Raw genomic sequence first — 24273 nt, forward strand, 5'->3', positions numbered from 1 at the left:
AGTTTAGTTGCTCGCACGAGTGCCCACCGCGCTGGCTCGCTCGCGTGTACCGGTAATACGTTCGGCGGCGAGCCGCCCGGACAGCAGAACGGTCGGTACTCCCACCCCCGGAACGGTTCCCGATCCGGCGAGAACGACGTTGTCGAAGCCGCGGGCGAGGTTCTTGCGTCGGAACGGCCCCGTCTGGGTGAAGGTGTGTGCCGCCGCGAACGGGCTACCCGCGGCCATGCCCTTCTCGAGCCAGGTCTGCGGGGTGTCGACGTGATCGATATCGAACCCCTCGACCAGTCCCGTATAGCCACGTTCTTGCAGCGTGAGGATGATTTCACGCACGTAGGCCGGGCCGAGAACTTCCCAGTCGAGCGGCGCACTGTCCAGATTCGGGCACGGCGCGAGGACTGACAGCGGTTCACGGATCCGGCCGTCTCGCGAGAAGGCCAGGCTCGGGTCGGTCTGCGCCGGTCGGGTGACGAGCAGTGACGGATCACTCATCAATTGCCCGCGGCCGCGGCGTGCCGTGATCTCGGCGAAGGTGCGCTTCCACGCCTCGCCGAAGTCGATCATGTGGTGTCGCTGCGCGGGCCATCCGTCGGCGACGGCAGAAGAAACAGTGCCGTGAATCACGACCGCGGACGGCGATGTACGCACCGGGCGCGGGCGCAATCGCGTATGCGGGCGCAAGAGCGAGTCCGTGACGGCCATGTCGGGGGTGAGGACTGCGACGTCACAGTCGAAGCTCTCACCGTCGCGTGTGTGTACGGCACGCACGCGACGGTCGCTCACCTCGAGTCGTTCGACCGTGCGGCCGAGATGCAGAATTCCGCCGGCCTCGGTGAAAGCGTCGGCCATCGATTCGGCGATCGTGCGCATCCCGCCCTCGGGAAAGTAGACGCCCAGTGAGGTGTCCATGTGAGCGATCGCTCCGTACACCGCGAGGGCTCGAGATGGAGCAACGCCCGCATACAGCGCTTGGAAGGTGAAGATCCGCCGGAGGCGAGGGTCGCGGATCTTGCGATCAACCTGCCCGCCCAGTTTCCCGAATCCTCCCAGTGCGACGAGTCGGCTCAGATCCTTGACTGCGTCACGCGAATTGACCAGTCCGACGGGAGAATCGAAGTCGGCGTCCATGAAGCGGTCGAATTCCGCGTCGAAGATGCGGTTCAGCCAGCGCCGCAACGCACGGTATCGCTGCGCTTCGTCCGGCCCGCAGACACGGGAGACTTCGGCAGCCATGTCGTCGGGGTCGGCGTGAACATCGAGAGTGGTGCCGTCTGCGAATCGCGCGTGGTACGTCGGATCGAGCTTGTGCACAACGAATTTGGGGTTTGTCGAGTCGGGGTCGGCGCCGACGGCCGCAAGGGCGTCTTCGACGAGTTCGGGCATCGTGAGCACCGTTGCGCCGTTGTCGATGCTGTAGTCACTGCCCTGGTAGACACCGACTCGCCCGCCGACCGAGCCGTTGCTCTCGAGGATCGTGACGTCGCGGCCGGCGCCACGCAGATACAACCCCGCAGACAGTCCGGCAAGTCCCGCGCCGACGATCACGACTCGATCGGTCGGCGAGCTGACGGTTCGAGTGCGGTGCACGTCTGCCACGGTCAGTAGCTTCGCTTCGTGGCCGCGATCGCCATATCGGTCAGGCGAGCCTTGGACTCTGCCGTTGCCGTGCTCGAGTCGAGGGCGTTCGCAGCTGCCTCGACGAGGGTGTCGATCTGCGTTTCGACGTCGGTGACGGCGCCAAGATCGGTGATCACCTGACGCAGAGTGTCGACTTCGTTGTCGGTCAACTGGGTGCCGATTCCGTTGCGGAGCAGTTCTGCTGCCGCCGGATCTGCGGCGTCGGCGCGGGCAAGCGCCATCGCGAACAGGACAGTCCGCTTACCGGCGATGAGATCGTCGCCCGACGGTTTGCCCGTGACGGACGGATCTCCGAAGACACCGAGCAGGTCGTCGCGAAGTTGGAAGGCAATCCCGATGTCGGTGCCGAACGTCCGGTAGGCATCGATCAACTCGGCGTCTGCACCGAACAGTGCGGCGCCGAGGTGCAGGGGGCGTTCGATCGTGTACGCGGCGGTTTTGTAACGGTTGACCCGCATGGCTGCCTCGACGGTCTCGTCTCCGCGGGCTTCGTTGCTGATGTCGAGGAATTGGCCACCGAGCACCTCGGTGCGCATTGCCGACCAGACCGGGCTCACTCGTGCGGCCGCGTCGGGGCTGATGCCGGATTCTCGGATCATGTCGTCAGCCCAGGCCAAGGCCAGGTCGCCGAGGAGAATGGCGACGGCCTCGCCGAAGTGCGCGGAGTCGCCGCTCCACTCCTCGCCTCGGTGCTGGTCCTCGAATTCGACGTGAACGGTCGGGAAGCCGCGCCTGGTCGTTGATGCGTCGATGATGTCGTCGTGGACGAGCGCGCAGGCCTGCACCAGTTCGAGGGCCGCGCATGCACGAATCACCGCCTCCGCGTCGCTCCCGTTCGGGTCGCCTCCGGCGCCGAGCCATCCCGTCCAGGCGAACGAGGGCCGGACGCGCTTTCCTCCGCGCAGGACGAAGGCTTCGAGGGTGCTGACGGCTTTCTCGTATCCACCGCCGATGTTCGAGACGAGTTCGCGGCGTGAATCGAAGAAGTCGCGGAGCGCTCCTTCGAACATGCCTGGCAGTTCGAGTGAGGTCGGATGCGGTGCGGTGTTGGTCGAACTCTGTCCAACGCGCGCGGTTCCTGCGGACAGGGTGGCCTCCAAGATCGGTATGTTCTCGCGCCGGAGGGTTACACGGAAGCGAGCTTGAGGCCCAGCTTAGTGGGGGTTGGAATCAACGGGGGTTCGGGCCGTGAACTGCGTGATCCTGACATTCGGGATACGCGGTCCTGGGCGATGAGCTTGTTTGCAGCTGGAAAACATATGCTTGACCGGTGACATTCGATCCAGTCAGGGGCCGCTCCAGCGAGGGGTGGGCCACCCGAACACCGTCGATCGTCGATCGGATCGCTTCCTCGACAGGTAGCCGTATTCCGTTCTCGGTCGAGTTTTCGCCGCCGCGCGACGCTGACGCCGAAGCGCGCCTGTGGCGTGCGGTGCGTACCTTCGAGCGGCTCGGACCGGCGTTCGTCTCGATGACTTACGGCGCAGGTGGCTCGACGCGCGATCGTACGGTGCGCGTCACCGGCGAACTGGCCGAGGAGACGACCCTGCTGCCGGTTGCTCACCTGACTGCCGTCTCGCACAGCACCGAAGAACTTCGCGCCATGGTCGGTGCGTACGCCGATCGTGGGATCAGCAACATCCTCGTGTTGCGCGGCGATCCGCCCGGCGATCCGCTCGGCGAGTGGAAGAAGCATCCCGAAGGCGTCGAGTACGCCGAGGAACTCGTGCGGATGGTCCGTGACCTGGGCGACTTCCACGTCGGCGTCGCGTCGTTCCCCGAGGGGCATTACCGCGCTCCGGACTTGGCGTACGACACGAAGTACCTGGTGTCGAAGTTGCGTGCCGGCGCCGAGTACTCGATCACGCAGATGTTTTTCGACGTGGAGGACTACCTGCGTCTCCGTGACCGGGTGAGTGCATACGACGCAGAACAGGGCGCCAAGCCGATCATCCCGGAGATCATGCCGGTGACGTCGCTGCGCTCGGTGAGGCGCATGCTCGAGCTCTCGGGCTCGTCGTTGCCTCCCGCCCTCGAACGCCGATTCGACGCCGCGGCCGGAAGCGGTCCGGACGAGAACCGTGCAGCGGTCCGCGAACTCGGCATCGATCTGGCCACCGAGATGGGAGAGCGGTTGATCGCCGAAGGCGCTCCGTGCCTGCACTTCATCACGTTGAACTTCGCGCGCGCCACCAGTGAGGTCCTCGAGCGACTCGGTCTCACCCCCGACACCTCTGTCGGGACAGCACAAGCCGTCTGATCCCGGTTGCCCGCTCCACACCTATCGAGGGGGCAATCGTCAGGCGCTACTTCGTGGTGTTTTCGGATTCCTGTTGTCAGCTTGCTTGCTGCCAGGTGATTTCGTGACAGGCGTCTTCATGGCCGGTGCATTCGCGGCGGGCGCGCGCTTGATCGGTGCTCGATTGCGCGCCATCCAGGCCATTGCACCGACGATAATCGCGACACCGAGCGCCAGTCCGGCCATGATTCCTGCCCACCCGGCGAAGCTTCGGGTGCTGGGGTCCGCGTAGTTGACCTCGGCGCGCATTGTCGACACCTCGCCGGCGGGCAAAGTCCACGACACCCGGGAATCGCCGTCTCGTGTTCCGTTGGTCGTGCCGACCCGTGCCGGGAAGGCGATGCTGACCTGGACGTCGGCGCCCTGAGTCGGAACCGTCTTCAGGTCTGCCTTGCCGTCGAGCGTGACGGTGTCCCCGGATCGCTTGAGGGTGATCTGGAACGACCCGGATCCCTCGGCATACATCGAGCCCAGTTGGGCGACGTCACCGAAGGACAAGTCGCTGAAGAACGCCTGGCTGCCGACGTATCCGTCCTTCTTGTATTCCTGAACCCGTATCTTGTCCTCCAGCGAGGAAGGCGGGGTCAGCTGCGGACCCTTGTCCGCCTCGTTCGCCGGAATAGCGGCAGCTACCACCTGTCCGGTCACACGATCGTTCGCGGACACTCCCATCGACACCTGCACGCGGATGCACCCGGCAAGCAAGGGAACAAGCATGAGGGCGAGCGCGGCAACCGTCAGGAAGCGTTTCCGACTGGTCGGCTTGGCGGCGGGATCGGTGGACTGTTGCACAGTGGTCATCGTGCCAGCCGTGGCGTAGCCAGTCATCGAGGCGGGGGCGTGTCGGCGGGTGAAGTTCGGCGGGTGACCTTCACGACCTGCTCGAACGACGCAGCCACTGACTCGCTTTACCCCGGCGGCTGTCGGACAGTGCGATTCGAGCGGCACTGCGACCACTGGCTCCGGACACACCACCACCGGGATGCGTCGAAGCTCCGGTCAGATACAACCCGTCTGCTCCCGGAACGCGATGGCCGGACAGTTCGGGAAGCGGTCGCCACAACATCATCTGATCGAGTGACATCTCGACGTGCATGACATTTCCGCCGATCATCCCCAATTCCGACTCGATGTCGCGGGGAGTCTGAATGAAGCGGTCGAGGACGGAATCGGTGAATCCGGGTGCAAAAGCCTCCATCTCGCCGACGATCCGGTCGGCCTCGGCCTCGGCGACCGACGCCCAATCGCGATGTCCGCTGAGACGATACGGCTGCCACTGCGACCACAGTGTCACCTGATGCCGCCCGGCCGGGGCGATCGTGGGATCGATTCCGCTGAAACTCATTCCGAGAACCGCAGGGCGAGGAGGCAGTTCCCCTGCCAGTGCTGCGCCGTGTGCAGTGCGCAAGTGGGCGCGATCGGAAACGAGTAATTGCAATCCCGAGGTACTTTCCCGTGTCGTGGCGTCGCCGCGGTAGGGCGGGAGCGCAGATGTCGCCAGTCGCAATACAGCGCCGATGCCGGGGCCGACCCTGATCTTCCGCCGCCAGTGATCGAGCGTGGTTCGGTCGAAGCCTCCGTTGCCCAGGAGATCGAGTGTCGTGAGGATGTGGCAACCCGCGATTACCTTGCGAGCGTGAACTTCTCGACCGCTCTCGGTTGTGACGGTCCAGTGATTCGAGTTCCGGCGGATCGACGTCACGCCGTCACCGAGCGCGACGGTGGCGCCGTCGACAGCCATCCGGGATGCCAACGCAGCACTCAGTGCGCCGCTCCCTCCGACTGCTCGCCCGGGCGGCAGGACGTGCATGTGGGCCGCGAAGCCGACCATCGGAGCGGTTCCCGGTTCCGACATCGGAGGCCCGGACTGGGCGCCGAACCACGCCAACGCTGCCTTGAGTGCCTCACTGTCGAAATACTCGTCCAGCAGTGCGTCGCCCGGCGCGAGGAACTGCCGCGACAGTTCGCTGTTGCCGCGCGCTGTGGCCAGTCCTCCGAACGCACCGATCAGGTTCGATCCGGTGGGCGGTGTGGAAAATGCCTTCATCACGTGTCGGCTGCGCTCCGACCAGACCGCGACGAACCGCCGGTACGCGTCGGCGTCCTTTGTCCCGCAAGCTCGTTCGATGGACCGGCAGGTTGCATCGAGGTCGCGATGAAACACGATGCCCGGCCCGTCGGTGCCAGGGGCGGGCGGAGCGAACGCCCACGGGTCACAGTCGATGTAGCGAAGGCCGTGCGCGCCGAGTCCGAGTTCCTCGATGATGCCACTGTGTCGGATCATGAGGTGCGCAGACGACCCCCGGTCCACCTTGTATCCGGGAAATCGCTCGACTGTCGAGACGGCACCGCCGAGAACCGTGTCCTTCTCGAGAACCTCGACCGACCAACCCTCACGTGCGAGATACGCGGCCGAAACGAGCGCGTTGTGTCCGGAACCGACGACGACGGCGTCGAGAAATGCGCTCACAGCGGCAGTCCACGGCCGAGGACCGCAAATGGCCGGTTGTCGCCGGCAAAACGAAATCTGCGGAGCACGTCGCGAAATCCGAGACGGCGGTACAGCCGCCAGGCTCGGTTGTCCTCGTCGAACACCTCAGGTGTCGACAACAGAACGCTGCGTTCGGTTCGATCGACGAGGAGGTGGCGCAAGAGCGATTCGCCCAATCGGTGACCTTGACCGTTCGGATGCACGTGGAGTTCGGTGAGTTCGAAGTAGTCGCTCAGAATCGCGTCGATCTCGCTCTGAGGGCGACCCGAGCGCCGAAGCCCGTGTAGTACCTGTTGATGCCACCACTGGTCCGGGCTCCCGCGATACCCGTAAGCGATCCCCACCAGCGGCAGATTTTCGTGTGACGGTTGCTGGGGAACCGCCAATGCGCCGACGGCTTTCCAGCCAGGCCGGTTCGCGTGCTCCTGCCACATCGGTGCGCGATGGAACTCGGTTCCTCGCGGATAGTCCATCGCAGTGACGTACACGGCCAGTGCCTCGTGGAGTCGACTCGCGAATTCTTCACGATCGAGGTCGACCGTATGTGGTGTCCAGGCGATCTGCGGGTCGACCGGTCTCACCTCTTCTCTTGACGGCGTGTCGGTGGGTGCAGTTATATTGAATAGGTCGAACAGATGTTCGATGTGGGTGATCCGGAGATGCCCGAAGGGAAGCGGGCATCTCCGGCCCACCTGGCCTTGGATCCTTACGGTGCAGGAGGTGCCCCGATGTCCGAGCATGTAAAGCCTGATCGTGTGAAGTGCCAACGAACTCTTCCGGCCGAGTTGTCGAGCCCGTCGGATGCCGCAATCTCGCGATTGCCGATATCGGCGAGGCGGTCCTTCGGTGCGACGGACGCCAGCCACCGCACTGCGCAAGTGGGAAAGTCCGGTGTGGCGTGGGGGCTCCTCCGGAAGGCGGATGCGCTTCTCGAGGAAGCGATTGGGGTGGGAGATCCTGCCGACCGGTTCCGGTGTGCCTATCTGGCAGCACTACGTGGTGCCGGGGCAGTGTTGGCCGCAGCTCCTGCCGGTGCCGGATCGAAGCGCAAGCGAAGCGGAAACGCGTGGGTTCTGATGGACGCCGCAGCGCCCGCGTTCGGAGCGTGGTCGAAGTTCTTCGCGGGGTGGTCCGCTGCGCGTGCGGCCGTGGAAACCGGTGTGTCGATCGTGATCACGGACTCCGATTCCGATGCATTCTTCGCCGAGGTCGGTCGTTTTCTCACGGCGGTCGAAGATTTCATCGGTCAGGACGCGTCCGAGCATTTGCGAGCGTCGTGAACAAATGGTCCGTGTTGGCAGTTGTTTCCGGGGAATTTCCTGGTCCGCACAGACAAATGGAGCCGAATCGGGGCCCTTCGGCACGAATACGTACGCTTGTGGCGGAACTCGTACCCGGAGTTGGTGGTCCGAGACCTAAACTGCTCGTATTATGAAAACAGGTAATCGTCCAACTTGATTACCCGCCGCCCCACACCGTGGGGTGGTTGCCAAACTTCCAGTGCCGGGGGAGGTACCGTGCCACTCTCCGAGCACGAGCAGCGCATGCTCGATCAGATCGAGAGCGCTCTCTATGCCGAAGACCCCAAGTTCGCCTCCAATGTGAGGGGCGGCCGTATGCGGGCGCCGTCGAGTAGACGGCGGTTCCAAGCAGCGGCTCTATTCGTGCTGGGTCTGGTCCTGCTGATCGCGGGGGTTGCCCTCCCGCTCAAGCCGGGCGGTTTTCCGATCATCAGCCTGTTCGGTTTCTTGTTCATGTTCGGCGCAGGGGTCTTGTTCCTCTGGGGTGGTGGACGCAAGTCCGCAGCAGCAGCCGAACCCGCTTCCGAAGGTGGCAATCATCCCTCCGGTCCGCCGGGTAGGGGTAGTGCCGGTGGATCCGGGCGGGGACGCGGCCGCAAGTCCGGCGGCGGATTCTCGTCGCGGATGGAAGATCGATTCAAACGCAGGTTCGAGCAGGACTAGCTCTCCCGCCCTTCTTCGGGCGTACTTCGAGAGTAGTGCAGTTCGGACATGACGCCCTCTGTAGGGCACGGACGACCACACGTGTGGCGGTCGGCAACCAAAGTTGCCGACCGCCACACGTCGTTGGTGTGGGTGTTGTACGTGTGTGCCGGCAATCCATCGAAGTGAATCAGTGACGCGCGAGCGAATCACTCGCCACCCGCGGGCGCCCCTAGGCGTGCCCGCGAGCTTCCTCCACTTCGCTCCACTCGGCCCTCCACTTTCCTCCACCCTGGTCGAACTGCAACGCACGACCAGACCTCGTCCCGCTCACGTCTATTCGAAAACCGCGCTTGTACTGCGATTTTGTCTGGGGGAGCGACAAATCGTGGCGTGAAGGGTCGATATGACGGCGGTGTGGGCCGGGACACGGTTGCAAATTTCGCCCACGTATCCCCACCTGCGCTGACCTGCTATTTATCAGCAAATGATGCTGAATAGGGACCATGTGCTCCTTGTTTGTGGGGGAAAGTGGGGTACTGTGGGTTCGGGCGGAGAGCTGAAGCACGATCCGCTCGATAGGGAGGGTTTCAGCGCAAGCTCGCAGGAGGTGTCGAGTGTTCCTCGGTACCTTCACGCCGAAGCTCGACGACAAAGGTCGGCTCACGTTGCCGGCAAAGTTCCGAGACGAACTGGCAGGAGGATTGATGATCACCAAGAGTCAAGATCACAGCCTCGCCATCTACCCCCGGGACGAGTTCGTCAAGCTTGCTCGAAAGGCAGCGGCAGCTCCACGCAATGATCCGGCAGCTCGGGCGTATGTACGTGCCCTGGCCGCCGGTACAGATGAACAGCACGCCGATGCCCAGGGGCGAATCACCCTCTCGGCTGATCATCGGCGTTACGCAAACCTGTCCAAGGAATGCGTAGTGACCGGCTCCGTCGATTACCTCGAGATCTGGGATCTAGCAGCCTGGGAGAGGTATCTCGGAGACAACGAAGAGGACTATTCGCAGGCAACAGGCGAATCTCTCAGCGAGATCGTCTAGGCGAAGAGCCCCCGGCGAATGCCGCGAGGCCTCTGCCCGGAAAGACCCTGACGCACTTCCCCAGCGCCAGGTTCTCCTTCGGGCAGGGACCTCGAAGCATTCGCCTTCTCGAACAGTCATCGCCTTCTCGGAAAGTCAGCACCTTTTCGAAAAGTCATCGGAAATCATGAAAGTAGGAGCCGGAGCAATCATGGTGGATCACGAGGTGAACGAACCCTCGGATGCCGATGGCTTCGCGCACGTCCCCGTACTTCTGCATCGTGCCGACGATCTTCTCGGCCCTGCCATCACCGCCGTCGGTGACGGTGGCGAAGGCGCATACATGATCGATGCGACGTTGGGGCTCGGTGGCCACTCCGAATTCTTCCTCGGCAAGTACCCGGGCCTTCACCTCATCGGTCTCGATCGCGACACCAACGCACTCCGCATCGCTTCCGAGCGTCTGGCGCCATTCGCGGACCGAACCACGTTCGTGCACACCACGTATGACGGGATCGAAGACGCGCTCGAACAGGCAGGTCTGCCGTCGACGGAGTCGGTTCACGCGATCCTCTTCGATCTGGGTGTGTCGTCGATGCAGTTGGACGAAGCCGACCGAGGTTTTGCGTACTCGATCGACGCCCCTCTCGACATGCGGATGGATCAGACGGTCGGGCTGACCGCGGCAGAGGTCCTGAACACCTACAGTCACGGCGACCTTGCTCGCATTCTGAGCACGTACGGCGAAGAGCGGTTCGCCGGAAAGATTGCGTCCGAGATCCTTCGGCAGCGTGAGCGTGAACCATTCACCACCAGTGCAGCTCTGGTCGAGTTGCTGTACCGAACGATCCCGGCGGCCACGCGGCGTACGGGTGGACACCCGGCCAAGCGCACCTTCCAAGCGCTGCGGATCGAAGTCAATGCCGAGTTGGATTCGCTTCGTGCGGCCGTTCCTGCCGGGCTCGATGCACTGGCAGTCGGTGGGCGAGTGGTGTTCATGTCCTACCAGTCGCTCGAGGATCGAGTTGTGAAGGCGGAGTTGGTTCCCCGCTCGAAGTCCACCAGTCCTGAAGGTCTACCGGTCGAGTTGCCGGGTATGGGGCCGGAGTTCCGCATTCTCACCCGTGGCGCAGAACGTGCGTCTGAGCAGGAAATCGAAGAGAACCCACGATCAGCTCCGGTGCGTTTGCGTGCCGCAGAACGCATTTCCAGGAGGCGGGCATGAGTCGTCAGGGCAAATCCGGTGCAGCGCAACGCGCATACGACAAGCGCACCGCACGGGCGGCAGGCCGGACCGGAACTGCCGCTGCTGCCGGCCCGTCGATCTCTCCTCGGGCGATGCTCAAGGGACGGGTACCGTTCGTGGCCTCCGTTATCGGACTTCTGTCCATCGGTCTCGCGGTGACTCTGCTGCTGACCACTCGCGCTGCCGAGGATTCGTACCAACTCAGTGATGCACGTGCATACAACCAGTCTTTGGTCGAGCAGAAAGCCGCGCTCGAACGTGACTTCCAGTCGCGTAACTCGGCTCCGGAGTTGGCAAATCAGGCAAGTGCTCTCGGCATGGTCCCCGCCAAGGACCCTGCACGCCTGGTAGTTCATCCGGATGGTTCGGTCGAGGTCGTCGGAACGCCGACTCCCGCGACTGCCGGCGCGATGCCGCCGCTCGATGCGCCCACATCGGTGCCCGCACCGACCGCGACACCGCCGCGCACCACAACGCCGGTTGTTCCTGGAGCCACGCCGAGCGTTCCGAATAACACGCGAAACCTCGCGCAGAGTGAACAATTGGTTCCTGTGATCCCCACGACGACAGCACCCGCCACCACGACGGCGGTGCCTGCTCCGCCTGAGGAACGTCGGTGAGTCAGAACTCCCGTAACAACCCCGGTCGGCGTCCGCGCCGCTCGGCCACTGCCTCATTTCCGTTTCGTCAGCGAGTCGGTCGTATCACCATGTGTGGTGCGCTCGCCGTTGCGGCATTGCAGCTCTTGTGGATTCAGGGAATCGATGCGCCGAGCCTGGCTGCGGAATCTGCGAATCAACGAACCACGACGCAGGTCGATCCGGCCGTACGCGGCTCGATAACCGATCGCAACGGAAACCCCCTCGCGTTCACCATGGAAGCCAAGGCGTTGACTTTTCAGCCGGTGCGAGTACGCAAGGAACTCGAGGAAGCGCGCGCCAAGAGCATCGAGCAGGGCGCCGAGGGTGACAAGCAGGCGCCGGAAGTCAGCGATCGCCTCGCCGAGATCGCCGCCGGAATCCACGCCAAGCTCGGCGATACCGTTCCGGAAAAAGATCTGCTTCAGAAGATGAACAGCAACGAGACTTTCACGTACCTCGCCCGCAGCGTGGATCCGGCGGTTGCTGCCGAGATCTCGGACAAGTTCCGGGAGGTCGGCCTCGAGCGCCAGGACATCCGCGAGTACCCCGGTGGCTCTCTAGCGGCGAATCTCGTCGGCGCGACCGGCTGGGACGGGCACGGTTTGCTCGGCCTCGAAGATTCGATGGACTCCACGCTCGCCGGAACCGATGGATCCGAAACGTACGACCGCGGTTCCGACGGCGCTGTGATCCCTGGTAGCTGGCGTGACAAGCAACCGGCCGTCAACGGTTCGGGCGTCGAGCTGACCATCGATTCGGACCTCCAGTTCTACGTTCAGCAGCAGGTCCAGATCGCCAAGGACAAGTCGGGCGCAAAGAACGCTTCGGTTGTGGTCATGGACTCCAAGACGGGACAGGTGTTGGCCATGTCCAACGACAGCACCTTCAACCCCGCGATCGGCATCGACAAGAACGCGCCGACAGCCGAAATGGGCAATCCGTCGGTCAGTACGCCGTTCGAGCCCGGATCGGTGAACAAGATCGTCACCGCAGCAGCGGCCATCGAGGACGGTAAGACAACTCCGGACGAAGTTCTGCAAGTCCCGGGCAGCATCACGATGTCCGGTGCCACAGTCAAGGATGCGTGGGATCACGGTGTGGCCCCGTATACCTCTACCGGTGTGTTCGGAAAGTCCTCGAACGTCGGCACCTTGATGCTCGCTCAGCGAGTGGGCGAGGATCGCTACGCAGACATGCTGAACAGGTTCGGCCTCGGACAACGCACCGACGTCGGACTTCCCGGCGAGAGCGCGGGCAGCGTCCCGAGTCGCGATCAGTGGTCCGGCGGAACCTTCGCGAACTTGCCGATCGGGCAGGGTCTTTCGATGACAACCTTGCAGATGACCGGGATGTACCAGGCCATTGCCAACGACGGTGTGCGAATTCCTCCGCGAATCGTGAAGTCGACTGTCGATTCTTCCGGCACTCGGACCGAGACGCCGCAGCCCGAGGGTGTCGAGGTCGTCAGCGCCCAGACAGCGTCGACGGTTCGGGACATGTTCCGATCGGTCACTCAGGAAGACACCGGCAACCAGCGAGGAACCGGTGTTGCCGCGGGCGTCGAGGGATACCAGGTCAGCGGAAAGACCGGCACCGCGCAGCAGGTGGATCCCGCGTGCAAGTGCTACTCCAACTCCAATTACTGGATCACCTTCGCGGGGATCGCGCCCGCGGACAACCCCCGATTCGTGATCGGAATCATGCTCGACGCACCGGTTCGCGGTGTGGACGGCGGCGGCGGTCAATCGGCAGCACCGTTGTTCCACAACATCGCGTCGTGGATGCTGCAGCGTGACAGCGTTCCGATGTCGCCGGACCCCGGTCGCAAGTTGGTGTTGCAGGCGGACTGATTGCGGTGTGTCGGTTTCGACAGGGTCTTCGGGTGAATCCCGGACACGGTAATCTCAAACGTCGCAGTAACCTCATTCATCGCAGTACGCCGAACTTTGCTTGCGCTGCGACCGCCATAGACCAACGACCGCCATAGAACAACGACCGCGATAGAACAACGACAATTGCCAGGAGTCGAGTGACAGTGCCGAATCGTTTGCAATCGTCGAACTCGGACGGCGCTCCCGGGACGCGTCCGACACAACCGGTTGCTACCGCGATCACGGCGCTCTCCGAACTGTCCGGAGCTCGCCTCGAATGGGTCGGGCAACCGGGATCACAGTCGTCGGAGGTCGTCGTCAAGGGCGTCGACCTGCGTGCGCAGGGAATCGTGGCCGATGACCTCTTCGCCGCTCTGCCCGGTGCCAGGACGCACGGCGCTCAGTTCGCCGTCGACGCTCTGGGGCGCGGTGCGACCGCGATCTTGACCGACGAGGCCGGTCTCGAATTGATCGAGGCCGCCGGCAAGGCGCCCGACCGGTCCGTCCCGGTTCTCGTTCATCCGAACCCGCGGGATGTGCTCGGTGAGATCTCAGCGGAGATCTACGGCCGGCCATCGGAGAAGATGCAGGTCGTCGGCATTACCGGCACATCCGGCAAGACGACGACGTCGTACTTGCTCGAAGCAGCGATTGCCGGAGCCGGCCGCAAGCCCGGCCTGGTTGGCACCATCGAGACTCGGATCGACGGCCGCCGAGTACCCAGCGCTCTGACCACGCCGGAAGCTCCGCAACTCCATGCTCTGTTCGCCGTGATGGCAGAGCAGGGGATCGATACCGTCGTCATGGAGGTGTCCAGTCACGCGCTCGCTCTCGGACGCGTCGACGGCATCCGCTTCGACATCGGCGCGTTCACCAATCTTTCGCAGGACCACCTGGATTTCCATCGGGACTTCGAGGAGTACTTCCAGGCCAAGGCTCGACTGTTCGATCCCGAGTCGACGGTGCGAGCCGAGCATGCCGTCGTCTGTGTCGACGACGTATGGGGTCGACGGATGGCTGAGTTGGCCGCGACCGACGAGAGCGATGCGGTGACCACGGTCTCGACCTCGACGGCCGAGGCCGAGTGGAAGGTCGGCGTCGTCGAGGTTGCCGAGGACGGCTCGCAGACATTCGAGTTGGTCGGGCCGGACGGACAATCGTGGCCCGTCTCGCTTCGCCTCCCCGGTCGATACAACGTGGCCAACGCAGCCTTGGCACTGACTGTCAGCTTCGCGGCCGGACTCGATCCGGACGCTGCTGTTCGAGCACTCGGAACGGTGGATGTCCCCGGACGAGTGCAGCGGATCGACCGCGGGCAGAGCTTCCTGGCAGTGGTCGACTACGCCCACAAACCGGCAGCGCTCGAAGCCGTGATCGCCACCCTGCGCAATCAGGTTCCCGGCCGAGTGGCTGTGGTCGTCGGTGCGGGCGGTGACCGCGACGCCGGCAAACGCACACTTATGGGCGAAGCTGGTGCGAGGGGCGCAGACCTGCTGATCGTCACCGACGACAACCCGCGCACCGAGGATCCCGCGAAAATTCGCGCTTCGGTTATGCAAGGCGCCATCGACGTTCCCGAATCCGAACGCGGCGAGATTCGCGAAGTGGGGGACCGGGCGCTCGCGATCGAGCAAGCAGTCCGGTGGGCGCAGCCAGGCGACGTAGTACTGGTGGCAGGCAAAGGCCACGAAGTGGGTCAAGAAATCGACGGGGTCAAACACCCATTCGACGACCGCGAGGTGTTGGGCGAAATGATCGGCCGATTCGCGATCAACACAGCACATGGAGGCAAGCAATGATCCCGATGACGCTCTCTCGGATCGCCGAGATCGTCGGAGGAACCCTGCATGACGTCGACGATCCGTCGACTCAGGTGACAGGAACCGTCGAATTCGATTCGCGCAAGGCTGGTCCAGGTGGACTGTTTCTCGCACTCCCCGGCGCACGCGTCGACGGTCACGACCATGCGGAAGCGGCGGTGGCCGCCGGTGCGGTGGCGGTGCTCGCAGCGCGGCCGGTCGGGGTTCCGGCGATAGTTGTCCCGTCGGTACCGAACGACGGTCCGAGCGCTGTGATGTTGCTCGAACATGACACAGACGGATCCGGGGCTGCCGTCTTGCATGCCCTCGGCCTCCTGGCCAGGGCCGTGGTCGACGAACTGGCAGCAGAGGGGTCGGCTTCGGGGGGCGGGCTGACGCTGGTCGGTGTCACCGGTTCGGCAGGCAAGACCTCGACCAAGGACCTGATTGCGGCGCTGCTTCGCGAGCGCGGTGAGGTGGTCGCCCCACCAGGCTCGTTCAACAACGAACTGGGTTTGCCGTGGACTGTGCTCCGCGCCGACGAGAAGACCCGCTTCCTGGTCCTCGAGATGTCGGCCCGTGGGGTCGGTCACGTCGGCGAACTGACCAAGATCGCGCCGCCGAAGATCGGCGTCGTTCTCAATGTCGGCACCGCCCATCTCGGTGAATTCGGTTCGCGTGAAGCGATCGCGGTCGCCAAAGGTGAACTGGTGGAAGCACTCCCGTCGGCAGCCGACGGTGGAGTTGCGGTCCTCAACGCCGACGACCGCATGGTCGCCGCAATGGCGAGTCGAACCAAGGCCCGGATCGTATTCGTCGGCCAGTCCGAAGACTGCGACGTTCGGGCGACCGACGTGGTTGTCGACGACCAGGCCCGGGCTTCCTTCACGCTGAACTGTTCACAGGGTTCTGCGCGTATTCGTCTGGCCGTTCACGGCGAACACCACGTGAGCAACGCCCTAGCCGCGGCGGCCGTCGCACTCGAGAACGGCCTCGCGGTTGCAGACATCGCGCGTGTCCTCGAGGGCACGAAGGCAGCGTCAGCGAGGCGGATGGAAGTCACCGAGCGCGCCGACGGCGTCACCGTCGTCAACGACAGTTACAACGCAAATCCCGATTCCATGCGCGCTGCGCTCAAAGCGTTGGTGTCCATGGCGCGATCGGATCGGCACTTCGGGCGCCGTAGCTGGGCTGTGCTCGGTGAGATGGGTGAACTCGGGCCGGAATCGGTCGTCGAGCATGACGCGATCGGTCGCCTGGCCGTCAGACTCGATGTCAGCAAGTTGATCGTCGTCGGAACGGGCCGCACCTCGCGTGCGATGCATCAAGGTGCGGTGATGGAGGGGTCGTGGGGTGACGAGTCCGTCGTCGTGCCAGACGCAGCTGCGGCAATCGCCATTCTCGAAGCGGAACTTGAACCGGGCGATCTCGTCCTGGTGAAGGCGTCCAAGTCGGTTGAACTGTGGACGGTCGCCGAAGCGATTCTGGCCGCAACGCCCAGCGACAACACCGGTGACGCGAACACCGATGGCGAGAACGGCGGGGATTCGCAGTGATCCAGATTCTTCTCGCCGCAGGCATCGCGCTGGCGGTCTCCATCATGCTCACGCCGATCCTGATCAAGGCGTTCTCGAAACAAGGTTTCGGGCAGGAGATCCGAACCGAAGGTCCAGCCAGTCACCAGGCCAAGCGCGGCACTCCCACGATGGGCGGCGTCGCGATCCTGACCGGAATCTGGGCCGGCTATCTCGGCTCACACCTCATCGGTCTCGGCATGGACAACGCGGAGGGACCGTCGGCGTCCGGCCTACTCGTTCTCGGTCTGACCACCGCGCTCGGTGGAGTCGGTTTCCTCGACGACTTCATCAAGATCCGCAAGCAGCGCAATCTGGGACTGAACAAGACAGCGAAGCTGGTCGGCCAGTTCGTCGCTGCCATTGCCTTCGGAATCTTGGCCCTGCAGTTCCGCGGTGACGACGGGCTGACTCCGGGCAGTGTTCATTTGTCGTACGTTCGCGACATCGCCACCGTCTCACTCGGTTCCGTGGTCTTCATCGCCTTCTGCTACCTACTGGTCAGCGCCTGGTCCAATGCCGTCAACCTGACCGACGGCCTCGATGGACTGGCCGCCGGAGCGATGAGTTTCGTTCTCGGCGCCTACGTCATCATCACGTTCTGGCAGTTCCGCTACTCGTGCGAGACGAATCCCGGTAAGGGTTGCTACGACGTCCGAGACCCGCTCGATCTCGCGGTGCTCTGCGCGGCCGGCGCCGGCGCGTGCATCGGTTTCCTTTGGTGGAATGCCGCACCCGCCAAGATCTTCATGGGCGACACCGGTTCTCTTGCCCTCGGCGGCATGCTCGCCGGATTGTCGATCACCACAAGCACGGAACTGTTGATGGTCGTAATCGGTGCACTGTTCGTCGCGGAGGCCGCGTCGGTGGTGATCCAGGTAGCGGTGTTCCGGTCCAGCCGACGGCGGGTCTTCCGAATGGCACCGTTCCATCACCACTTCGAACTCGCCGGGTGGGCTGAAACCACGGTCATCATCAGATTCTGGTTGCTGGCGGCTATTGCGTCGGCTATCGGATTGGCCCTCTTCTACAGCGAATACCTCGCAGCGCTCGGAGGCTGAAAACCATGACCAGCTCAGCGGATTCCGAGAACGACCTGTCCTGGCTCCGCGGTACGCGAGTGCTGGTCGCCGGTGGGCGGGTGTCCGGTCAAGCGACCATCGAACCTCTCGTCGCGCTCGGCGCTGTCGTGACGGTCGCCGATTCGACCCTCGACTTCGCGCAGCGCTGCGCCGAACTCGGCGCGGACATGGTGACCACCACCTCGATCGAGGATGCCCCGGATTCGATCACCGAGTACGGGCTCGTCGTCACCAGTCCGGGCTTTCGGCCGGACGCACCGATCCTTGCAGCGGCCGCCGGTCACGGGATTCCCATCTGGGGAGACGTCGAGTTCTCGTGGCGCGTCGACCACAGCGGGCACTTCGGCGGACCCCGTAAATGGCTCGTCGTGACGGGGACGAACGGAAAGACCACGACGACGTCGATGCTGGCCTCGATTCTCGACGCCGCCGGAGTTGTCGGCCGAGCCTGCGGGAACATCGGGCTTCCGATACTCGAGGCACTCGCCGAGACGTCGCCGCGCGTGGAGTACCTCGCTGTCGAACTGTCGTCTTTCCAATTGCACTGGGCACCCTCGGTGCGTCCGGATGCCGGCGTGGTCCTCAATGTCGCCGAGGATCACCTCGACTGGCACGGCGGAATGAGCGCGTACGCCGAGGCCAAGTCGCGGGCGCTGAGTGGAAAGGTCGCGGTGGTCGGCCTCGATGACGCAATCGCTTCCGAACTGGGAACTCGCGCAACTGCAGACATTGTCACCGGGTTCAGATTGGGTGAACCGGGCGAAGGAGAACTGGGTGTCGAAGCGGGGCACCTCGTGGACAACGCTTTCGGCGATCACGTCCGCTTGGCCGAAGCAGCTTCCATAGATCCGGCCGGCCCGGCAGGCGTCATGGACGCGCTTGCCGCTGCCGCTTTGGCGCGGGCACTCGGATTCGAGGCCGACGTCGTCGAACGCGGTCTGGCCGCGCACAAGGTCGGCCCACACCGAGGGGCCCTGGTCGGTCGTGTCGGGTCCGTTGTGTACATCGACGATTCCAAGGCCACCAATCCGCACGCAGCCAGGCCGTCGATACTCGCGCACGACCGCGTCGTCTGGGTTGCAGGCGGTCTACTCAAGGGCGCAAGCGTCGAGCAGTTGGTGAGCGAAGTGGGGCCGAGACTGTCCGGCGCCGTTCTTCTCGGCCGTGACGCCGGTGTGATCGAGGACGCGCTGGCGCGACACGCGCCCGATGTTCCCGTGGTGCACGTGCTGTCGGGGGACGATGAAGTGGTGAGCGAAAACAGCAGCAACTCGACTCTCACCATCCGGCTGCCGTCGGGTGCCGACGCGGATGCCGTCATGGCCGCAGTGGTCGTCGAAGCTGCCGAGTTGGCGTCCCCCGGTGATGCAGTTGTACTTGCCCCGGCCGCCGCGTCCTTGGACATGTTCGCCAGCTACGGACATCGTGGCGACAGTTTCGCCGCCGCCGTAGCCGCATTACCCGATCCGTTCACGGATTCGCCTGGCCAAGCCGGGAACTTGCTATGACCAAGGGTCCCAAGACCCGGATCGGTGCCTGGTTGGCGCGGCCGTTGGCGTCGTTCCACCTGGTGGTGACGATTGCCACGATGTTGACTGTCTTGGGGCTCGTGATGGTTCTGTCGGCGTCGAGCGTCGAGCAGTACGTGTCCGGTGGCTCGGCATATTCGTTGTTCACCCAGCAGTTGATCTTCGCGATTCTCGGGGCGGTGCTCTTCTACGTCGCGCTGCGGATCCCGGCGAGAGTGCTCCGGCAGTATTCGTTTCCGCTGTTCGTCGTCGTGCTGATCATGCTGGTACTCGTCCTGATTCCGGGAATCGGCACCGAAGCGCAGGGTGCGCGTCGCTGGTTCAACGTCGGTGGATTCTCGGTGCAACCATCGGAAATCATGAAGGTCGCCTTGGCGATCTGGGGCGCGCATCTGTTGGCCTCGAGGCGTCCGGACGACCGATCCGTGAAGTCGATCCTGATTCCGCTCGTGCCCGCTGCGATGCTGGTCTTCGCCTTGGTCGTCGCGCAGCCGAACCTCAGTACGACCATCGCACTGGGAATCATCGTCGGGGCCTTGCTGTGGTTCGGTGGGCTTCCACTGAAACTCTTCGGCTCGATCGCGCTGACAGGCGTTGTCGGCGCCGCTGTCCTGGCCATGACGGCGGGTTATCGATCCGACCGAGTCCAGGCCTTCTTCAACAAGAGCGATGACCTGCAGGGCAACAACTATCAGGCCAAGCAGGCTTTGTATTCGCTCGCTGACGGCGGCGTTTTCGGTCGCGGACTCGGGCAGAGCGTCGCCAAATGGAACTACCTACCGAACGCTCACAACGACTTCATCTTCGCGATCATCGGTGAAGAGCTGGGATTTGTCGGCTGCGCAGTGGTGATCGGTTTGTTCGCTGTATTCGTGTACACGGGATTGCGGATCGCAGCCCGCAGCATCGATCCGTTCTGGCGGCTTCTGTCGGCCACCGCAACTACCTGGATCGTCGGCCAGGCGATGATCAACATCGGTTACGTCATCGGACTGCTGCCGGTGACCGGACTCCAGTTGCCCTTGGTCTCCGCCGGTGGTTCGTCCTTGGCGATCACGCTGTTCATGTTCGGGGTCATCGCCAATGCAGCGCGCCACGAGCCAGAAGCAGTTGCCGCTCTGAACTCCGGGCAGGACGGCAAGATCTCGAAGTTGCTCAGACTGCCCAAGCCGGTGCTGTACCACCCGCCGTCAGGGGGCCGGCCTATCCGTCGACCGAAGCCCGCACGACAGATCGAACCGGCACGCGGACGCGACGGCCGGCGCGCGATCGAGACGGGCGATCGACGCAAGCGGGCAGATCAAGGCGCTCGCCCTTCCTCGGATTCCAACCGAGGTGCGGCCGCTGGGTCACGGAAGCGCACCGCGGGAGGGCAGAATGGTCAGCGTCGGCAGGCGCCGACACGTAGGGCACAAGATCCACGAGAAGTTCGAGAGCGAGGAATTCGTAGGTGAGCGGCAACAAATCGGCTCTGTCGGTAGTGGTGGCAGGGGGAGGCACGGCTGGTCACATCGAACCCGCACTTGCGGTCGCGGACGCGGTCAAGGCCGCTCAGCCCGACACCAGGATCACCGCACTCGGGACAGCACGTGGTCTCGAAACCACCTTGGTGCCTGCCCGCGGGTACACACTCGAGCTCATTCCGCCGGTTCCGCTTCCTCGTAAGCCCACGATGGATCTGGTGAAATTGCCGACACGCATCCTCGCCTCGGTGCGCAAGACCCGTGAGGTACTCGATTCCGTCGACGCCGACGTGATCGTCGGTTTCGGTGGTTACGTCGCGCTTCCGGCGTATCTTGCCGCACGTGGCGGTGTTCTTCGGCGCCGCCGCAAGATTCCGATCGTCATCCACGAGGCGAACGCCAGTGCCGGTATCGCGAACAAGATCGGTGCTCGCCTGGCGACGCGGGTGCTTGCTGCTGTTCCGGGTTCCGGAGTGAAGAACCGCGGCGATCAGGACGCCGAGATCGTCGGCATCCCGGTTCGCGCGTCGATCGCCAATTTCGATCGAGCGGGACTCCGCTCGCAAGCTCGCGAGTACTTCGGACTGCCTCAGGACGGTCCCGTTCTGCTCGTCTTCGGCGGATCGCAAGGCGCGAAGTCGCTCAACGACGCGGTGTCCGGAGCAGCGGAAGAACTGGCGAAGGCCGGGATCTCGGTCCTTCACGCACACGGACCCAAGAACTCCCTCGAGGTCACGCAGTACTCGCAGACGGCACCGTATGTGGCTGTTCCTTATCTTTCGCGGATGGATCTCGCGTATGCCGCAGCCGACGCGACGATCTGTCGTTCGGGCGCGATGACGGTCGCCGAGGTCTCGGCGGTCGGACTACCGGCCGTTTACGTTCCGCTGCCGCACGGCAACGGTGAACAGGAACTCAACGCGAAACCCGTTGTCGCAGCGGGCGGCGCGATCATCGTCTCCGACAACGAGCTCACGCCGACGTTCGTCGCCGGCACCGTCGTCCCGATGCTGAGCGACAGCGTGCGTCTCGACAAGATGAGCAGTGGCGCTGCCAATGTCGGGCACCGCACGGCGGCAACAGAGATCGCACGGATCGTGCTCGACATCGCGGCAAAGGAAAACGCCGTCCAGGAAAATGCAAGGGGAAACCGATGACCGCGCTGCCCGCCCACCTCGAGCGAGTACACATGGTCGGAATCGGCGGTGCCGGTATGTCCGGCATCGCTCGAATTCTGCTTTCCCGCGGGGGCCTTGTCTCGGGTTCGGACGCCAAGGAGAGCCGAGGAGTCCTGGCGCTTCGTGCACGCGGGGCACAGGTCCGGATCGGCCACGACGCCGATGCTCTCGACCTGCTGCCAGGTGGACCGACCGTCGTCGTCACGACGCACGCAGCTATCCCGAAGGACAACCCGGAACTCGTCGAGGCCGCTCGCCGCGGAATCCCGGTGATTCTTCGGCCGGCTGTCCTTGCATCACTCATGCAGGGCAATCGCACGTTCCTGGTTTCGGGAACACACGGCAAGACGTCGACGACCTCGATGCTCGTGGTCGCCCTGCAGCACTGCGGTTTCGACCCCTCGTTTGCCGTTGGCGGCGAACTCAACGAGGCGGGCACGAATGCCCATCACGGCAGCGGTGACGTTTTTGTCGCCGAGGCGGACGAGAGCGACGGGTCGCTGCTTCAGTACGACCCCAACGTGATCGTCGTGACCAACATCGAGGCCGATCACCTCGACTACTTCGGCAGCGTCGAAGCGTATGTGAAGGTGTTCGACGATTTTGTCGACAAGCTACGTCCGGGTGGACTCTTGATTGCTTGCCTCGACGATCCGGGATCTGCGGATCTCGCGAAGCGAATCGTGGCCTCGGGTCGTTCGGACATCCGTGTGCTCGGTTACGGATCAGCGGATGCGCAGGAAGTAGAAGCGGGCACTGCCTTCGAGCCTGTCGACGGCGTCGAGGTCGGAGTCCGACTACTGGGCTTCCATGCACACGACGTCGGGGGAGTCCTGCAGTTCCAACTGGCCGGTGAGAGCGCCGCGCGAACCGTGCGGATGGCAGTGCCGGGTCGGCACATGGCGCTCAACGCACTTGCCGCCCTGCTGGCCGCCCGTGATGCGGGCGCCGAGACCGAGGAGATCGTCGAGGGGCTCGCCGGATTCGGTGGCGTCCACCGCCGCTTCCAGTTCACCGGCCGCGAGCGTGGTGTCCGGGTGTTCGACGACTACGCCCACCATCCGACCGAAGTTCGCGCGGTTCTCGGCGCGGCCGCGGATCTGGTTCGACCGGAAGATGATTCGTCGTCGACCAATTCGGCAGCCGGACGTGTGATCGTGGTCTTCCAACCTCACCTCTATTCGCGCACAGCGGCATTTGCCGTGGAGTTCGCGCAGGCACTGGACTTGGCCGACGAGGTAGTGGTTCTCGATGTCTACGGTGCTCGCGAAGAGCCGATGCCGGGAGTCAGCGGTGCGCTTGTCGCTCAATCGGTCACCAAACCTGTTCACTATCAACCCGATCTGTCGCAGGCACCGAAGCAGGTGGCGGCGTTGGCTCACCCCGGCGACATCGTCATCACGATGGGCGCCGGTGACGTGACCATGCTCGGCAAACAGATCCTCGATGCTTTGCGTTCGGCGCCGCATCCCGCGCCGCGATGACACCCGACGCACGAAGTCGTCGCGGGCGTCGAGATCCTCAGGCCAGGCGAGCCACCAGTACGCGTCGGCGCAGTACTCGCACCGAATCGCGATATTCGACGCGGTCGACGGAGCCGGCTCCCGAACCCACGCCGACTCGTAAGTGGTTCAAGCGACCGCTGATCGTGGCACCGCTGGCAATCGTGCTGGTGGTGGGAATTGCGCTGACGGCCTGGTTGTCTCCGGTGCTCTCGGTCCGGGGCACCGAAGTTCTCGGTGCGACGACGGTCAGTGAGGAACAGATCCTTTCGCTCCTGGCAGTACCGACCGGTCAGCCGTTGATGCGGGTCGACACCGGCGCCGCCGCCGCACGTGTAGCGACGATTCCGAAGGTGGCCTCCGCCCGAGTTCAGCGGATGTATCCGTCGACCATTCGCGTCACCGTCACCGAACGGGTACCGGTTGTCTTCGTCGACTCACCCGAGGGGGCACACCTGCTGGACGAGAAGGGTGTCGACTTCGAGATGGGAGTCCCGCCGCCGGGGGTTCCGCGTCTGGTGACACCGACGCCGGGATGGAACGACGAGCCGACGCTTGCCGCGCTCGAGGTGTTGTCGGTGTTGCCGCCGGATCTGAGATTTCAGGTGGGAGAGGTTGCCGCTCGGTCGATTTCGAGTGTCACGCTGACTCTGCTCGACGGTCGCGTCGTAAACTGGGGCGGTGTCGAGCACTCGGATCGTAAGGCTGCCGTGACGCTTCCTCTGTTGACTCAACCGGGGCAGACGTACGACGTGTCCAGTCCTGATCTTCCGACGGTCCGATAGCGCACGGTGCACCCGTGCGCCGGTGCGTGGCAAATACTTCGGTGTGTCTCGGCGCGCCTAATGGCGGAACGCGACGACGGTGCATAGCGTTTCGTTTCAGATCGAATACTTGACATAACTCTAACCCTGTGGTTGAGGTTTAGAGTTTATCTCGAACACCAGCAGTAACAAATACACCAGCAGTTACAAATACAGCAGCAGTAA

20 protein-coding genes are annotated in these 24273 nt (G+C 63.9%); 15 read left to right on the top strand and 5 right to left on the bottom strand.

What is annotated here, in order from left to right:
- Positions 1-3: 3 nt before the first annotated feature.
- Positions 4-1596, bottom strand: coding sequence for a phytoene desaturase family protein (crtI, locus tag AC2ETI_RS14545; RefSeq protein ID WP_483634058.1), 1593 nt, complete (start codon positions 1594-1596; stop codon positions 4-6).
- A gap of 2 nt (positions 1597-1598) precedes the next feature.
- Positions 1599-2738, bottom strand: coding sequence for a polyprenyl synthetase family protein (locus tag AC2ETI_RS14550; protein WP_021344573.1), 1140 nt, complete (start codon positions 2736-2738; stop codon positions 1599-1601).
- A 170-nt stretch (positions 2739-2908) separates the two neighbouring features.
- Between AC2ETI_RS14550 and AC2ETI_RS14555 the strand changes: the two genes are divergently transcribed.
- On the top strand, positions 2909-3898 hold the full coding sequence (locus AC2ETI_RS14555) for a methylenetetrahydrofolate reductase (protein WP_003941803.1): 990 nt from the start codon (positions 2909-2911) through the stop codon (positions 3896-3898).
- 39 nt (positions 3899-3937) lie between these two features.
- Here AC2ETI_RS14555 and AC2ETI_RS14560 read toward each other — a convergent pair whose 3' ends face one another.
- The 3 genes from AC2ETI_RS14560 to AC2ETI_RS14570 all read right to left on the bottom strand — a co-directional run bounded on the left by AC2ETI_RS14560 (position 3938) and on the right by AC2ETI_RS14570 (position 7009).
- Positions 3938-4738, bottom strand: a complete 801-nt coding sequence (locus tag AC2ETI_RS14560) for an LppM family (lipo)protein (protein WP_483634059.1) — start codon at positions 4736-4738, stop codon at positions 3938-3940.
- Between the two features lie 70 nt (positions 4739-4808).
- Complete coding sequence (locus AC2ETI_RS14565) at positions 4809-6407, bottom strand: phytoene desaturase family protein (protein WP_483634060.1); 1599 nt, start codon at positions 6405-6407, stop codon at positions 4809-4811.
- Positions 6404-7009, bottom strand: coding sequence for a GNAT family N-acetyltransferase (locus AC2ETI_RS14570; RefSeq protein WP_029255555.1), 606 nt, complete (start codon positions 7007-7009; stop codon positions 6404-6406). The genes AC2ETI_RS14565 and AC2ETI_RS14570 overlap by 4 nt, the downstream gene beginning before the upstream one ends.
- A 147-nt stretch (positions 7010-7156) precedes the next feature.
- Between AC2ETI_RS14570 and AC2ETI_RS14575 the strand changes: the two genes are divergently transcribed.
- The 14 genes from AC2ETI_RS14575 (at position 7157) to AC2ETI_RS14640 (ending at position 24069) form a co-directional block, all read left to right on the top strand.
- Entirely contained in the window at positions 7157-7708 is a 552-nt protein-coding gene (locus AC2ETI_RS14575; protein ID WP_483634061.1) for an SAV_6107 family HEPN domain-containing protein, read from the top strand.
- Between the two features lie 237 nt (positions 7709-7945).
- Positions 7946-8392, top strand: a complete 447-nt coding sequence (locus AC2ETI_RS14580) for a DUF3040 domain-containing protein (protein ID WP_019748880.1) — start codon at positions 7946-7948, stop codon at positions 8390-8392.
- A gap of 596 nt (positions 8393-8988) precedes the next feature.
- Positions 8989-9420 (top strand): division/cell wall cluster transcriptional repressor MraZ, encoded by a 432-nt coding sequence (gene mraZ, locus AC2ETI_RS14585; RefSeq protein WP_003941779.1) that lies wholly within the window; start codon positions 8989-8991, stop codon positions 9418-9420.
- Between the two features lie 190 nt (positions 9421-9610).
- Positions 9611-10624, top strand: a complete 1014-nt coding sequence (gene rsmH / locus AC2ETI_RS14590; RefSeq protein ID WP_020969860.1) for a 16S rRNA (cytosine(1402)-N(4))-methyltransferase RsmH — start codon at positions 9611-9613, stop codon at positions 10622-10624.
- Positions 10621-11265 (top strand): cell division protein FtsL, encoded by a 645-nt coding sequence (gene ftsL, locus AC2ETI_RS14595; RefSeq protein WP_019748878.1) that lies wholly within the window; start codon positions 10621-10623, stop codon positions 11263-11265. Before rsmH ends, ftsL begins: the two co-directional genes overlap by 4 nt.
- The gene (locus tag AC2ETI_RS14600) at positions 11262-13136 is read left to right on the top strand and encodes a peptidoglycan D,D-transpeptidase FtsI family protein (protein ID WP_020908076.1); all 1875 of its coding nucleotides are present in this window, start codon (positions 11262-11264) and stop codon (positions 13134-13136) included. Before ftsL ends, AC2ETI_RS14600 begins: the two co-directional genes overlap by 4 nt.
- Positions 13137-13321: 185 nt before the next feature.
- A complete protein-coding gene (locus AC2ETI_RS14605; RefSeq protein ID WP_256064404.1) occupies positions 13322-14956 on the top strand; it encodes a UDP-N-acetylmuramoyl-L-alanyl-D-glutamate--2,6-diaminopimelate ligase in 1635 nt (544 codons plus the stop codon).
- Positions 14953-16512: a UDP-N-acetylmuramoyl-tripeptide--D-alanyl-D-alanine ligase gene (locus AC2ETI_RS14610; protein WP_020908074.1), complete on the top strand. Its 1560-nt coding sequence runs from the start codon at positions 14953-14955 to the stop codon at positions 16510-16512. The genes AC2ETI_RS14605 and AC2ETI_RS14610 overlap by 4 nt, the downstream gene beginning before the upstream one ends.
- A complete protein-coding gene (gene mraY / locus AC2ETI_RS14615; RefSeq protein WP_003941699.1) occupies positions 16509-17591 on the top strand; it encodes a phospho-N-acetylmuramoyl-pentapeptide-transferase in 1083 nt (360 codons plus the stop codon). Before AC2ETI_RS14610 ends, mraY begins: the two co-directional genes overlap by 4 nt.
- A 5-nt stretch (positions 17592-17596) precedes the next feature.
- A complete protein-coding gene (gene murD, locus AC2ETI_RS14620) occupies positions 17597-19120 on the top strand; it encodes a UDP-N-acetylmuramoyl-L-alanine--D-glutamate ligase (RefSeq protein ID WP_047890080.1) in 1524 nt (507 codons plus the stop codon).
- A complete protein-coding gene (gene ftsW, locus AC2ETI_RS14625; RefSeq protein ID WP_019748873.1) occupies positions 19117-20595 on the top strand; it encodes a putative lipid II flippase FtsW in 1479 nt (492 codons plus the stop codon). Before murD ends, ftsW begins: the two co-directional genes overlap by 4 nt.
- On the top strand, positions 20592-21761 hold the full coding sequence (gene murG / locus AC2ETI_RS14630) for an undecaprenyldiphospho-muramoylpentapeptide beta-N-acetylglucosaminyltransferase (RefSeq protein WP_046378701.1): 1170 nt from the start codon (positions 20592-20594) through the stop codon (positions 21759-21761). Before ftsW ends, murG begins: the two co-directional genes overlap by 4 nt.
- Positions 21758-23266, top strand: a complete 1509-nt coding sequence (gene murC / locus AC2ETI_RS14635) for a UDP-N-acetylmuramate--L-alanine ligase (RefSeq protein WP_019748871.1) — start codon at positions 21758-21760, stop codon at positions 23264-23266. The genes murG and murC overlap by 4 nt, the downstream gene beginning before the upstream one ends.
- Positions 23263-24069 (top strand): cell division protein FtsQ/DivIB, encoded by an 807-nt coding sequence (locus AC2ETI_RS14640; RefSeq protein WP_019748870.1) that lies wholly within the window; start codon positions 23263-23265, stop codon positions 24067-24069. Before murC ends, AC2ETI_RS14640 begins: the two co-directional genes overlap by 4 nt.
- The last annotated feature ends 204 nt before the right edge of the window (positions 24070-24273 follow it).

It is taken from the genome of Rhodococcus sp. MurmanLake-1 (assembly GCF_056945715.1).